Source organism: Ruegeria sp. A5 (genome assembly GCF_056543005.1).
In genome coordinates this window covers 1-13,061 of the sequence record NZ_JBQGAV010000002.1, presented here as the reverse complement: position 1 = coordinate 13,061, position 13,061 = coordinate 1, and the positions used below count along the sequence as shown (strand labels likewise).

Genomic DNA, 13,061 nt, shown 5'->3' with positions numbered 1-13,061 from the left:
GGTGGGACTAGTGTCCCAAAGCGCCCATTTGCTGCGGCAGATACAGCACCACGATGGGCACCAGCACGATCAGCGCGAGGCGGAAGATATCGGCGATCCAGAACGGAGTGACGCCACGAAATATGGTGCCGGTCGAGACGTCACCCACCACGCCTTTCAGAATGAAGACGTTCAGGCCTACGGGTGGAGTGATCAGCGAGATTTCGGTGACAACCACGACGACGATGCCAAACCAGATTGGGTCATAGCCCAGAGACGTGACCAACGGGAAGAAGATCGGAACCGTCAGCAACAGCATCGAGAGAGATTCGAAGACGCAACCCAGAATGATGTAGATACCAAGGATCATCAGGATCACGACAAACGGAGCCACATCATAGGCGGTCACCATCGCGATCAGGGCTTCGGGCAAACCGGCCAGATTGATGAAATTTGAGAATATCTGCGCACCAATCAACACCGCGAACAAGGCAGACGCGGTAAAGCAGGTCTCTTTCAGCACCTCGAATGTCGAGCCAACCGTGAGACCCCCACGAAAGAGTGCAATCAGAAAGGCCCCAGCGGCCCCCATACCTGCGGCCTCGGTGGGTGAGAATGTCAGGTTTAGGGGCTCAAAATCGAAGGCTCCATAAAGCCCGCCAATCACTAGGAAGAACAACAACAGCACCGCCCAAACCGAACCCAGCGCACGGATGCGTTCGGACCATGTAGCACGCTCTCCGGCTGGGCCGGCCTCGGGGTTGCGCCAGACGGTCCAGCGCACGGCGAAGAGGTAGAACAGAATGCCGAGGATGCCAGGGATGATGCCCGCCATGAACAGTTTCCCGATCGAGGTCTCGGTCAGCAACCCGTAGATGACCAGAATGACCGATGGTGGGATCAGAATGCCCAATGTACCACCGGCGGCAATCGAGGCGGTCGAGAGTTCATCGGAATAGCCGTAACGCCGCATCTGCGGCATCGCGACCTTTGACATCGTGGCGGCGGTCGCCAGCGACGATCCGCAGATAGCCGAAAATCCGCCACAGGCCGCAACCGTTGCCATGGCAATACCACCGCGCATGTGGCCAAGAAAGGCGTTGGACACCGCATAAAGCTCGCGCGCCATGCCGCCCTTATTCACGAACAGGCCCATCAGGATGAACAGCGGCACAACCGACAGACCATAGTCCTGCGCAGTGTCGGTGATCTGTCGGCCCACCATGGACATGGCAGCCTTCATCCCGCGCTCATCAAAGATTGAGCCGCCACGCTCATAGGCAAAGCCCAATGTGCCGACCAGACCCATGGCAAAGACGATAGGAAGGCGCACCAGCACCAAGATCAATACAATCGCAAATCCGATTAGCGCTGCGGTCATTACATAGGCTCCGACAGTGTATTTGGGGCGAAGGCCTTTAGCAGCCCAGTGGCGATCATCACCAGTGCAGTGATGGCAACAGACAGGGTAATGAACCAGCCGATCAGGTAGGTGGGGATTGAAAGATATTCGGTTACATCCCCATAATCCCGCGCTCGCTCGGCCAGGACCCAAACGCGCTGGACCGGCCAGAACAGCATGATGCCGCTGACCACATAGATCACAACGTCCCGCGCACGCGACAGATGCAGACGGTGGAAGAACCCGTCTGTCAGATCGACCGCGATATGGCCATTGGTGGTGGAGACGATCGGGAGGACAGAAAACACCAGAATTGCCATCAGAATGCGCGTCAGCTCGGTGGCGGCCTCAATGGGCGCATTGAAGACCGAACGCAGGATCACGTCGCAAAAGGTCATTACCATCAGGATAAACAGTGCAATGCAGGCCACGATCACGGGAAGGGCGCTGGCACGGCGCACAAGCTGAATAATAGGGGTCATGGGAAACTCGCGCAGGGTAAGTCAGGGCGGCGCAAGAGCCGCCCTGCAGTCGGATCAGTTCGAGGACATTTCCGATTTGATCATGTCATATGCGGCCTGTGCGTCGACTCCTGTTGCGTCAACCTCGGCGATGACCTTACCGCGGATGTCTTCGGCGATGGCCGAGAACTTCTCCATATCCGCATCTGTGGCAGCGTTGATGGCATTGCCTTCTGCCGCCTCGGTTGCCTCACGTCCAGTGGCGTCGATCTCATCCCAGATTTTACCGATCTCACGGCTCAGCGGTTCACCGAATACGTTTTCTTCCAGCGCCGTCTGCAGCTCGGGTGGCAGATCTGCGAAGGTGTCTTCGTTCATGATGAATGCAAACGAACCACGATAGAGGCCGCCGGGCATCTCATAGACGTTCTGCGCAACCTCGGTCAGCTTGAAACCCTTGCGCGATTCCAGTGGCATGACCACGCCGTCGGCGGCTTTCGATGCCAGTGTTTCATAGACTTTCGGAGCGGGCACCTGAATGCCGGTCGCGCCAAGCGCCGCACCAACGTCTCCGCCAACGCCACCCGGGATACGTACTTTTAGGCCCGAAACCTCATCCAGAGTGGTTACTGGCGCGCTGGAATGCAGCTGCGCGGGTCCATGCGTGTGCAAGGCGATGACTTTGACACCACGATGCTCGTCAGCAGCTTTCAAGTACTTGTCGTAGGCGCGCCAGTAGGCAACCGAAGCGTCCTCGGCCGAGCCTTCGTAACCAGGCAGTTCGATCAGCTTGGTGGTGACGAAGCGTCCCGGTTGATAGCCGTGAAAGATAATCGAGGCATCGGCCGCGCCATCCATAATCAGGTCCATCTGCGCAGGCGGTGGAGCGATACCCAGCTTAAGCTCTGCGGTGACCTGCCCGTCAGTGGCCTCCTCTACCATTTCGACGAATTTGGGCCACATCTTTGCGTTGATGCCGTGGGTGGGTGGGGCCCAGCTGGAAATTGTCAGGGTGTAGTCAGCCGCAAAAGCAATGGTGCCGGACACCGCCATGGTTGCAGACGCCAACAATGTGGTGAGCTTGGTGAATTTCATGACCGGGTCTCCTCCTCAAAATCGCAAGTCGTGAATGTGTTAATGGTACGTTTTGTAACTATCAACGACGAGAAATGCTGTTCCGCCCGCTGGCCAAAGTGCATTTCCGATCGCCGAGTCACAAACGGCTATAGAATTTATTGACCAACCGTTCGGTTTATGCAAGAAGTTTGTTGTAACTTATGAAAAGCGAACCGGGCATGTCCGACACGATTATTTCGCAGAATATGGGTCAATGGGTTGAAATTACACTCAATCGCCCTGATCGCCTGAACAGTTTCACGGATGAGATGCACTATGCCCTGCGCGCTGCACTTGAGGCCGCGCGTGACGGTGGTACCCGAGCGGTGCTGTTAACCGGCGCGGGGCGCGGGTTCTGCGCAGGGCAGGATTTGGGCGATCGAAACCCTGCCACGATGAAGGGTCCGCCGGATTTGGGCTATACGGTTCGCACCTTCTACGCGCCTTTGGTCCGCCTGATCAGGTCTTTGGAATTACCTGTTGTCTGCGCCGTCAATGGCGTTGCCGCCGGGGCGGGTGCGAATCTCGCCCTGGCTTGTGATGTGGTACTTGCCGCTGACTCTGCCAAGTTTATCCAATCATTTTCCAAAGTGGGCCTGATACCTGATACCGGCGGCAGTTGGCATCTGCCACGTTTGCTGGGTGAAGCGCGAGCCAAAGGGCTGGCCCTGACTGGGCAACCCCTGCCAGCAAAGCAGGCTGCGGATTGGGGGCTGATCTGGAAAGCAATTCCAGACGCTGAACTAATGACCGAGGCGCGCGCACTAACGGAACAGTTCGCCAATGGTCCAACGCTGGGACTTGGCCTGACGAAACAGACGATACAGGCGGCTGCCACGAATACCCTGACCGATCATCTCGAGATTGAGGCGGACGCAATGAAAACCTCCGGCGAAAGCGTCGACTATGCCGAGGGCGTTACTGCGTTTCTGGAAAAGCGCGCGCCAGTATTTCGGGGAGAATGAGATGACGCCGAAGGAACGCGCCCAGAAAGCCGCTGCTGCCATGTGGGGGCGGGACAATGCCTCGAAATGGGCAGGCATGGAACTGGTCGAGATGGATGAAGGCGCTGCGACGCTGGCGTTGCAGGTGGCTGACCATCACTGCAACGGGCACGGGATCTGCCATGGCGGTGTGACATTCATGTTGGCCGACAGCGCCTTTGCCTTTGCCTGCAATAGTCGCAACCAGTCCACGGTCGCCCAGCACAATGTGATCAGCTACGTCGCGCCCGCGCGATCCGGTGATCTGCTGACGGCCCGCGCAACGGAACTGAGCCTGACAGGGCGCAGCGGTATCTATGACGTATCCATAACCAACCAAGCCGGACAAAAGATCGCAGAATTTCGGGGCTTTTCCCGCGCGGTCAAAGGTCCGGTGTTTGACGAGACCTGAGATGAGGGGGATGGCATGAAGGATCTTACTCCGAACAAGGCGGATCTTGATCCGATCGAGATCGCCTCGATTGATGAAATCCGCAACCTACAGTTGGATCGGCTGAAATGGTCGCTGCGCCATGCTTATGACAACGTGCCTATGTACCGGCAGCGGTTTGATGAGGCCGGTGTGCATCCTGACGACCTTCAGTCCCTCAGTGATCTGGCACGGTTTCCGTTTACCTACAAAAACGATCTGAGGGAAAACTATCCCTTTGGTCTGTTTGCAGTCCCGCGTGAGCAGATCATTCGTGTTCATGCCTCGTCGGGAACCACGGGCAAGCCAACCGTCGTGGGGTATACGCAAGGCGATATCGATAATTGGGCGGATCTGGTGGCGCGGTCGTTGCGTGCCAGCGGTTTGCGCCGGGGCGACATGGTGCACAACGCCTATGGCTATGGCCTGTTCACCGGCGGTCTGGGCGCGCATTATGGAATCGAACGTCTGGGGGCCACGGTCGTCCCGATGAGCGGTGGGCAGACCGGCAAGCAGGTCGACCTGATCACTGACTTCAAACCTGACGGGATTATGGTAACACCATCCTATATGCTGAACATTCTTGAGCAGTATCACAAGATTGGACTCGATCCGCGCGAAAGTTCCTTGGCTGTCGGCGTCTTTGGCGCTGAACCTTGGACGGATTCGATGCGCTCCGAGGTTGAACAAGCATTCGATATGCATGCCGTCGATATCTACGGCCTGTCCGAGATCATGGGACCGGGCGTCGCCAATGAGTGCGTCGAAACCAAAGACGGGCCCGTGATCTGGGAAGACCACTTCTACCCCGAAATCATCGACCCGCAGACCGGCGAGGTCATGCCTGATGGTGAGATTGGTGAACTGGTGTTCACCACGCTGACCAAAGAAGGTCTTCCGATGATCCGCTATCGCACCCGTGACCTGACGCGGCTTTTGCCCGGTACGGCTCGGTCGATGCGTCGGATGGAAAAGATCACGGGCCGCTCGGATGACATGATCATTCTGCGGGGTGTCAACGTCTTCCCCAGTCAGATCGAGGAGCAGGTTCTGGCAACCGGCGGTCTGGCGCCCTACTACCAGATCGAACTTTACAAAGCTGGCCGGATGGACGCGATGCGCGTGCATGTCGAAGCAACGCCGGATGCAGCCGATGAGCTGAGCAAAACCGCTGCTGCTCGGATGCTATCTCGCCGGATTAAAGAGGTGGTTGGCATCTCGACCGAGATCGATATAGGCGAGCCGGGCGAGGTAGAACGCTCACAAGGCAAGGCCCGGCGCGTGATTGACAATCGGGACATCTAAGCGACAGACGGAGGGTCAGGATTTGGCGCGCACGATAGCAAAAGACCACGACCATAAACGAACTCGCATCCTAAAATGCGCCGCCCGCGTCTTCGCGCAGGAAGGATTTGATCGGGCGTCAATGTCTCAGCTGGCGCGGGAGTGCGGGATATCCAAGGCCAATATCTATCACTACTACGACAGCAAGGACGCCATTCTGTTCGATATTCTCGACAGTTACCTGCTGCAATTGCGTGACCAGGTTTGCGGCTTGGACCTTGATGGGATGGAACCCGCGGATCGCTTGAAACGGGTGGTGCGGGAAATCCTACTGGCCTATCAAGGCGTGGATGATGAGCATCGCGTGCAAACCAGCGGCATGTCCGCATTGCCCGAAGAGCAGCAGAATCTGCTGCGTGGCTATCAGAGGGATCTGGTGGTGTTCGTCAGTGACATCATCGCCAGCATCTCGCCTGCAACTTTCAAGGATGATGCGGCCAAGCTTCGGGCCACGACCATGTCCGTTTTCGGAATGTTGAACTGGTTCTACATGTGGAATGCCGGGGCGGATGCCAACGCGCGCAGCGATTACGCCGCGTTGGTAAGCAATCTGACATTATCAGGTGTTGATGGCCTTTGAACCCTTGTTGGCACAGAGTTGATTTGGCTCTGCGGTCAGGATGAGGTTCAATATGGGCGGAGGTTACCCATGCAACGCCCTGATCGTTTCGATAAATTCTATTTCGCCAAAGTAGGTCTGGGCGAAGCCTGTGGCTGCGCCGAGCGGGTGATTGACGTTTTTGAGTTCAATCGGAAATGTGGTGCTAAAGCCCAGCAGTCATTGAAGAAAGATCGGCGAAAGCGTCGCACGCTTCGCGGATTGGCCGTGAAGTATGGGTTGTTGAGCCGTAAACGCCAACCTTGAAAGCTAGGGTACTTCAAGTCCCAGCTTTTCGACCTGTTCGGTCGCTTTTACTGTCCACTGATCTTTCATCTCAATCCCGGTTAATTGCCGCAGCCCCAGCTTGCGGAGCGTTTCGGTTTTCTCGGCTGTGCCCGCCCCAAAACTTGCCGCGACCCGGGGCCACCAATAGTCGACCGACGCTTGCATTTCTGCAGCCTTTCCCTGTTCGATCAGCTTGCCCGCACCCTCAAGCGCAAGCTCCCCATGGCGCGCCTCGATCGGGGAAATCTCGCGGAAGGCCTCGGCCAGAGGCTGATAGGATATCTGCGAAAACTGAGCCAGTTGGACGTCAACCGCCAGGCTCATCAGCAGGTTCATAACCACGGCATCTTCCCATCCTTCGATCGGATAGTTGAATACAGCAAGGCGCATGTCGTGTTCGGACCGCGTAGCCCCGATATCCGCATCACGATCCAGACGTGTGGTCCAGGGATGGTGATTTGCATAGCGGTCAGTGTTGGCTCCGAACTCGCCCATGATTTTCAGGACACGATCTGCGTTGTCGGTCTTTTCCAGCACAATCTTGGCCGCCGCGATGCGTTCCTTGATGCCCGGGCCCAGATTTATGATGTCGGCAAAGCCCGCTGCGCCGGCCAGTTCGCTGTCCACGAAGGTCGCCATCAGTTTCATGAGCTCTGCACGATAGCGCGGAGGCACGTTGGTTGGATTACTCAGGACACCACCCGCTGCCAAATAGCTCTCGATTGTCATGTCTTCAGCCATCATTCCCTCCGTCTACTGATCGTAGTCCACGACTACAGTGTCGGTCAGCGGATAGGCCTGACAGCTCAGGACGTATCCTTTCTCGACTTCGTAGTCTTCCAATGCGTGATTGGCGACCATCTCGACCTCGCCCTCAAGCACCCGGCAGCGGCAGGTTGAACAGACCCCGGCCTTACAGGCGTAAGGCGCGTCCATCGCATTCTCCAACGCGGCATCGAGAATCGATTGATCCTTCGGCATGGTGATCGTTTGCGTTGCCCCGTCCATGGTGATTGATGTTTTGGTCTGGTTGTCCTGAGATGCCGTGTCCGCCCCGCTCACTTTGCGCTTGACCCGACCGGGTTGAGCGCTGGCGAAGAGTTCAAACTTGATCTGCCCGTCGTTCAGCCCATGCGCCCGCAGGGTTGAGGCAATGCCCAGCATCATCGGCTCGGGGCCGCAGATAAAAGCCGTGTCGACGTTCTCAATATCGATCCAGTGTTCAAAAAGTTCGGCACATTTGTCTTGCGTGACCAGACCTGTAAAAAGCTCGATTTCCTGCGCGTCTGTTTCCAGAATATGGATCACGTTCAGACGCCCCATATAGAGGTTCTTGAGGTCCTCAAGCTCCTCTCGGAACATGATCGTGTTCACGCCCTTGTTGGCATATATTAATGTGAACCGCGAATGTGGTTCTCGGGCAAGCGTCGTCTTCAGGATCGAGAGAACCGGCGTGATGCCCGACCCACCCGCAAAGCCCAGATAATGCTTTTCGGCGGAGGGATCGATTGCGGTGTAAAAGCTGCCCATCGGCGGCATCGCCTGCACCGTATCGCCCACCTTTAGATCGGAGTTGGCCCAGGTCGAGAATGCGCCGCCATCCACGCGCTTGATCCCCACCTGCAGAATGCCCTCATCCTTGCCCGCGCAGATCGAATAGGACCGGCGCAGTTCTTCCCCGTCGAAATCGCGGCGGAAGGTCAGGTACTGGCCTTGGGTAAAGTCGAATTCATCGGCTGAACCGTTTACAGGTTTCAGCGTCACGACCACCGCATCGCGGATGGTTTTGTGAACATCGGTAACTTCCAGATCATGAAAGCGTGCCATCCGGTGATCCTCCCTCAGATGCACTTGAAATAGTCAAAAGGTTCCAGGCAGTCGGTGCAGCGCCAATGGGCCTTGCAAGGGGTCGAGCCAAACTGGCTGACCTTTTCAACCGCCTTGCTACCGCAATGTGGGCAGCGTTCAGGTCCACCTGCAGGCTGCGGCGGGGCGATGCCGTAATCCTCGAGCCGAGCACGGCCCTTGTCGCTGAGCCAATCGGTGGTCCAAGCCGGTGCGATACTTGTCTCGATCCGCAGATCGTCGATTCCATGATCACGCAGCGCAGTTTCGATATCCATGCTGATGACCGAGGTCGCCGGGCAGCCCGAATAGGTCGGCGTGACGGTAACCGTCAGAGTGTCTTCATCCCATCGCACATCGCGTACAATGCCCAGATCGACGACCGAGATCACCGGAATCTCAGGGTCTGGTACAGCGTCCAGCCATTCCCACACCTGATCCGTTGAAGCCCGCATTGATCCTTACCACTTCGCGCCGGGATATGCGCGCTGCAACCACTGCATCTGTGTCAGAAGATGGCCCAGATGCTCGGTATGCATGCGACCGTCGCGCCCGCCCTTATGGGCAAAGCGGCTTTCGGGAATGGTTAGTGTCGCCTCGGACAGCACACGCTCGATCAGAGCGTCATATTCTGCGCGCAGATCTGCCGGGTTCGGGGCAATCCTCGCCGCAACCATTTCTGCATCAACATCGTCACTGGCAAACATCTCGCCGACATATGGCCAGAGATAGTCCAGCGCCTCTTGCATGCGGGCATGACTTTCCTCGGTCCCGTCGCCGAGGCCCACAACCGTGTCGCCCGAGCGTTCGAGGTGGTAGGTGACCTCTTTGCTGGCCTTGGCGGCAATCGCAGCGACCCGGTCGTCAGAGGATGTCATCAGACGCCCCAGCATGATCGAATGCCACGCATCGAACAGGAACTGACGCATCAGCGTGCGGCCGAAATCGCCGTTCGGCACTTCGACCAGCAGCACATTGCGGAAATCCCAGGCATCTCGCAGAAAGGCCAGATCATCGGCGGATTTGCCGCCGTCGATCTCACCCGCAAGACCCAGCCACATCTGAGTCTGACCGATCAGGTCCAGCGCGGTATTGGCCAGCGCGATGTCTTCCTCCAGCACAGGCGCATGGCCGCACCATTCGCTGACGCGATGGCCGAGGATCAGGGTATTGTCCCCCATCCGCAGCAGAAACTGCAGCAAAGCGTCATTGGAAACCGGAACACTCATTACATCGCCCCCACTTCTTCGGGAATATCGAAGAAGGTTGGATGGCGGTACACTTTGCTTTCGCTGGGCTCGTACAGCGGACCTTTGTCGCTGGGCGATGAGGCCGAGATGTTGTTGGCCTCAACCACCCAGATCGAAACGCCTTCGTTGCGGCGCGTGTAGACATCGCGCGCGTTCTTGATCGCCATTTCCGCGTCCGGGGCGTGTAACGACCCAACATGGCGGTGGCTCATGCCATGTTGTCCGCGGATGAAGATTTCCCACAGGGGCCATTCGTTGTTCATTTGGTATCCTCCTCAGGGCAGTCTTATTCTGCAGCCAGATTTGCGGCGCGTTTCTTGCGGGCATGAGCCAGCAGCCCGTCGCGAACCCATTTACCGTCGTCCCACGCCTTGTTACGCGCGGCCAGCCGGTCGACATTGCAGGGGCCGTTGCCCTTGATCACATCGAAAAACTCGGACCAGTCCGGGTCGGTGTAATCATAATGGCCCCGTTCTTCGTTCCATTTCAGGTCCGGGTCAGGGATACTCAGACCCAGATATTCGGCCTGAGGCACGGTCTGATCCACGAATTTCTGGCGCAGCTCGTCATTGGTGTTGATCTTGATCTTCCACGCCATGGATTGCGCCGAATGCACGCTTTCCTTGTCCGACGGCCCGAACATCATCAGCGACGGGTACCACAGTCGATTTATTGCATCCTGCGCCATCTTACGCTGCTCTGGCGTACCCTCTGCCATCTTGCGGATCGCATCATAGCCCTGGCGCTGGTGAAAGCTCTCTTCTTTGCAGATGCGGATCATTGCGCGCGAGTATGGTCCGAAGGACGTCCGCTGCAGCGGAACCTGGTTCATGATCGCAGCGCCATCGACCAGCCATCCGACCGCGCCGATATCAGCCCAGTTCAGGGTCGGATAGTTAAAGATCGACGAGTATTTCATGCGCCCGTCCAGCAGCATCTCGGTGATCTCATCCCGGCTGACACCCAGCGTTTCTGCCGCGCAATAGAGATACAGCCCATGCCCGGCCTCATCCTGCACCTTGGCCAGCAGGATCGCCTTGCGCTCCAGCGTTGGCGCTCGGGTGATCCAGTTTCCTTCGGGCAGCTGGCCTACGATTTCAGAATGTGCGTGCTGGCCAATTTGACGGATCAGTGTCGCGCGATAGTCGTCGGGCATCCAATCCTTGGGCTCGATCTTGATATCGGCGTCGATCTTGTCCTGAAACGCGCGTTCCTGCTCGGTCATCTCCTCGCGGGATTTCACGCCTGTTCCGGCTGTTTTGATCATCTGAGCGTACATGTGAGGTCTCCTCCCTTACACACGTTCAAGAATAAGTGCGGCACCCTGCCCTACCCCGACACACATGGTGCAGAGCGCGTAGCGGCCTCCGGTGCGGCGCAGTTGATAGGCAGCAGTCATCACTAGCCGCGCACCGCTCATTCCAAGCGGGTGGCCAATGGCGATCGCCCCGCCATTTGGGTTCACATGCGGCGCATCATCGGGCACCCCGAGTTCGCGCAGCGTGGCTAGGCCCTGCGAGGCAAACGCCTCGTTCAATTCTATCACATCCATCTGATCAATGCTGAGCCCAGCCCGTGCAAGCACCTTACGGCTGGCTGGAACCGGGCCGATGCCCATCACGCGCGGCTCCACCCCAGCAACGGACATGCCAACCACACGGGCAATCGGGATCAGATCGTTCTTTGCCGCAGCAGATTCATTCGCCATCAGGATCGCCGCCGCGCCGTCGTTAACACCCGAGGCGTTTCCAGCGGTCACAGTCTTGTCCACCCCGTTGATGCCCTTTAGGCCAGACAGTTTCTCTGCTGTAGTCCCCGGACGTGGATGCTCGTCCGTATCGACCACCACCGGGTCACCTTTGCGCTGTGGGATTGTGACCGGGGTGATCTCCTCCTGAAACACCCCGGTCTGGTGCGCCGCGGCCCAGCGGGCCTGGCTGCGTTCGGCAAACGCGTCCTGATCGGAGCGACTGATACCATAAGCTTCCGCTACGTTATCCGCTGTTTCGGGCATCGAGTCGATACCAAATTCCTTTTCCATTTTCGGGTTCACAAAGCGCCAGCCGATCGTGGTGTCGTAAACGGCATTGGCACGAGTAAAGGCGGATGTTGCCTTGGGCATCACAAATGGCGCACGCGACATGCTTTCGACCCCACCCGCGATCGCCATGTCATAATCCCCAGCCTTGATGGCGCGCGCAGCCATGCCCACCGCATCCATGCCAGACGCGCAGAGCCGATTGATTGTCGTTCCCGGTACATCCACAGGCAGCCCTGCCAGCAACGCCGCCATCCGCGCCACATTGCGGTTGCTTTCACCGGCTTGGTTCGCATCGCCATAAATCACGTCGTCCAGACTGGACCAATCCACCTGTGGGTTACGCGCTACAAGCGAAGCGATTGGCAGGGCGGCAAGATCATCTGTGCGCACCTGGCTTAGTCCACCACCATATCGTCCGATCGGGGTGCGCTGGGCGTCGCAGATAAAGGCGTCCATAGGTCGATTACTCCGAATTTGAATTCACATCATTAAGTGACCGATAGGTCGGTTAATAAGCCTCTCTTCGATTCGCAGCAAGCTTTATGTTACTTCATATACGTTTTCTTGCTTTTTCCGTAACGCTTTGGCTTGCTGCGAGTAACTTGGAAGTGTGAAACGTAGTCTTTGCCGGCTTACCATCTGCGCCGATGCCGTCTCAGACCTTTGGTAAGGGTTCCTGCAACACAAAATTTGACAAATCGAAAGCGTACTTAGACCGCTTCGAATAGGCAGTTTGAAATGTTGCCATTTTGAGATTGGAGTTCCGGTAAACGTTTGGATCTGCGGCAGACATCGCACCAGATTGGCAGGTTTTGACCTATAGCGTTTAATGAATGACACTTAACCGCTTTCGTCCCAACAGCTGCCTCCAGTCATCGCCAATCATCAAGTTAACTTTGAAAAGAAGCGTTGAATGATCTATACACAAAAGCCGAGGTGATGGCGATCATCCGCTGCCTTCTGTCGGAGACCCAGTAGGTCCCCAAAGAACGGAAGTATGCGATTAAACTTGTTGGGGAACTTGCGGATTTGCTTACTTTGGGGGCCTCCCAGAATGAACAAAACCGCCCTAGGGCGGCGCGTAAATATCTGATGTTGCACGGTGTTTTTTTTCAGCATTAGGAATTGAACCTACGGCCTTCATGTTATGAGCCTGACGAGCTGAAGACGTTAAGCAATTGATCCGGTGGACTGTTTGTAGTCTGCACGGGCTGCTCTGGGATTTTCTAAAGTTGGTTGCGGGAGCAGGATTTGAACCTGCGACCTTCAGGTTATGAGCCTGACGAGCTACCGGGCTGCTCCATCCCGCGACACTTTAAGTGAC

At 57.1% G+C, this 13,061-nt stretch carries 15 protein-coding genes and 1 tRNA gene; 5 read left to right on the top strand and 11 right to left on the bottom strand.

The features are described 5' to 3' along the window. Nucleotides 1-7 precede the first annotated feature (7 nt). From ACR0AY_RS05870 to ACR0AY_RS05860, 3 genes are read right to left on the bottom strand one after another with little or no spacing between them, the layout of a single operon-like run. Nucleotides 8-1,360, bottom strand: coding sequence for a TRAP transporter large permease (locus ACR0AY_RS05870; RefSeq protein WP_170397698.1), 1,353 nt, complete (start codon nucleotides 1,358-1,360; stop codon nucleotides 8-10). Beyond that, nucleotides 1,360-1,863 (bottom strand): TRAP transporter small permease, encoded by a 504-nt coding sequence (locus ACR0AY_RS05865; protein ID WP_170397701.1) that lies wholly within the window; start codon nucleotides 1,861-1,863, stop codon nucleotides 1,360-1,362. Before ACR0AY_RS05865 ends, ACR0AY_RS05870 begins: the two co-directional genes overlap by 1 nt. Before the next feature lie 54 nt (nucleotides 1,864-1,917). After that, nucleotides 1,918-2,937 carry a TRAP transporter substrate-binding protein gene (locus ACR0AY_RS05860; protein ID WP_170511534.1) on the bottom strand — a complete coding sequence of 340 codons (1,020 nt, stop codon included), beginning with the start codon at nucleotides 2,935-2,937 and terminating at the stop codon, nucleotides 1,918-1,920. Between the two features lie 200 nt (nucleotides 2,938-3,137). Between ACR0AY_RS05860 and paaG the strand changes: the two genes are divergently transcribed. The 5 genes from paaG to ACR0AY_RS05835 all read left to right on the top strand — a co-directional run bounded on the left by paaG (nucleotide 3,138) and on the right by ACR0AY_RS05835 (nucleotide 6,580). Beyond that, nucleotides 3,138-3,923 (top strand): 2-(1,2-epoxy-1,2-dihydrophenyl)acetyl-CoA isomerase PaaG, encoded by a 786-nt coding sequence (gene paaG, locus ACR0AY_RS05855; protein ID WP_170511536.1) that lies wholly within the window; start codon nucleotides 3,138-3,140, stop codon nucleotides 3,921-3,923. Between the two features lies 1 nt (nucleotide 3,924). Beyond that, the gene (gene paaI / locus ACR0AY_RS05850; RefSeq protein ID WP_170397710.1) at nucleotides 3,925-4,353 is read left to right on the top strand and encodes a hydroxyphenylacetyl-CoA thioesterase PaaI; all 429 of its coding nucleotides are present in this window, start codon (nucleotides 3,925-3,927) and stop codon (nucleotides 4,351-4,353) included. Between the two features lie 15 nt (nucleotides 4,354-4,368). Next, nucleotides 4,369-5,676: a phenylacetate--CoA ligase PaaK gene (gene paaK, locus ACR0AY_RS05845; RefSeq protein WP_170511538.1), complete on the top strand. Its 1,308-nt coding sequence runs from the start codon at nucleotides 4,369-4,371 to the stop codon at nucleotides 5,674-5,676. A gap of 22 nt (nucleotides 5,677-5,698) precedes the next feature. Next, entirely contained in the window at nucleotides 5,699-6,295 is a 597-nt protein-coding gene (locus tag ACR0AY_RS05840) for a TetR/AcrR family transcriptional regulator (RefSeq protein ID WP_170397716.1), read from the top strand. A gap of 69 nt (nucleotides 6,296-6,364) precedes the next feature. Beyond that, nucleotides 6,365-6,580: a hypothetical protein gene (locus tag ACR0AY_RS05835; protein WP_170511540.1), complete on the top strand. Its 216-nt coding sequence runs from the start codon at nucleotides 6,365-6,367 to the stop codon at nucleotides 6,578-6,580. Nucleotides 6,581-6,583: 3 nt separating this feature from the next. On the opposite strand, the gene ACR0AY_RS05830 is transcribed toward ACR0AY_RS05835, so the two are convergent. The 8 genes from ACR0AY_RS05830 to ACR0AY_RS05795 all read right to left on the bottom strand — a co-directional run bounded on the left by ACR0AY_RS05830 (nucleotide 6,584) and on the right by ACR0AY_RS05795 (nucleotide 13,047). Then, nucleotides 6,584-7,342 carry a Phenylacetic acid catabolic protein gene (locus tag ACR0AY_RS05830; protein ID WP_170511542.1) on the bottom strand — a complete coding sequence of 253 codons (759 nt, stop codon included), beginning with the start codon at nucleotides 7,340-7,342 and terminating at the stop codon, nucleotides 6,584-6,586. A 12-nt stretch (nucleotides 7,343-7,354) separates the two neighbouring features. Then, entirely contained in the window at nucleotides 7,355-8,428 is a 1,074-nt protein-coding gene (locus ACR0AY_RS05825) for a 2Fe-2S iron-sulfur cluster-binding protein (protein WP_170511544.1), read from the bottom strand. Between the two features lie 14 nt (nucleotides 8,429-8,442). Beyond that, entirely contained in the window at nucleotides 8,443-8,901 is a 459-nt protein-coding gene (paaD, locus tag ACR0AY_RS05820; protein ID WP_170404686.1) for a 1,2-phenylacetyl-CoA epoxidase subunit PaaD, read from the bottom strand. Nucleotides 8,902-8,907: 6 nt separating this feature from the next. Next, complete coding sequence (paaC, locus tag ACR0AY_RS05815; RefSeq protein WP_170397730.1) at nucleotides 8,908-9,675, bottom strand: 1,2-phenylacetyl-CoA epoxidase subunit PaaC; 768 nt, start codon at nucleotides 9,673-9,675, stop codon at nucleotides 8,908-8,910. After that, on the bottom strand, nucleotides 9,675-9,959 hold the full coding sequence (paaB, locus tag ACR0AY_RS05810; RefSeq protein ID WP_170404692.1) for a 1,2-phenylacetyl-CoA epoxidase subunit PaaB: 285 nt from the start codon (nucleotides 9,957-9,959) through the stop codon (nucleotides 9,675-9,677). The genes paaC and paaB overlap by 1 nt, the downstream gene beginning before the upstream one ends. A 23-nt stretch (nucleotides 9,960-9,982) precedes the next feature. Beyond that, on the bottom strand, nucleotides 9,983-10,975 hold the full coding sequence (gene paaA / locus ACR0AY_RS05805; RefSeq protein WP_170404695.1) for a 1,2-phenylacetyl-CoA epoxidase subunit PaaA: 993 nt from the start codon (nucleotides 10,973-10,975) through the stop codon (nucleotides 9,983-9,985). Nucleotides 10,976-10,990: 15 nt separating this feature from the next. Then, nucleotides 10,991-12,193, bottom strand: coding sequence for a 3-oxoadipyl-CoA thiolase (pcaF, locus tag ACR0AY_RS05800; protein ID WP_170511547.1), 1,203 nt, complete (start codon nucleotides 12,191-12,193; stop codon nucleotides 10,991-10,993). Nucleotides 12,194-12,970: 777 nt separating this feature from the next. Then, nucleotides 12,971-13,047 (bottom strand) — tRNA-Met (locus tag ACR0AY_RS05795). Between the last annotated feature and the right edge of the window lie 14 nt (nucleotides 13,048-13,061).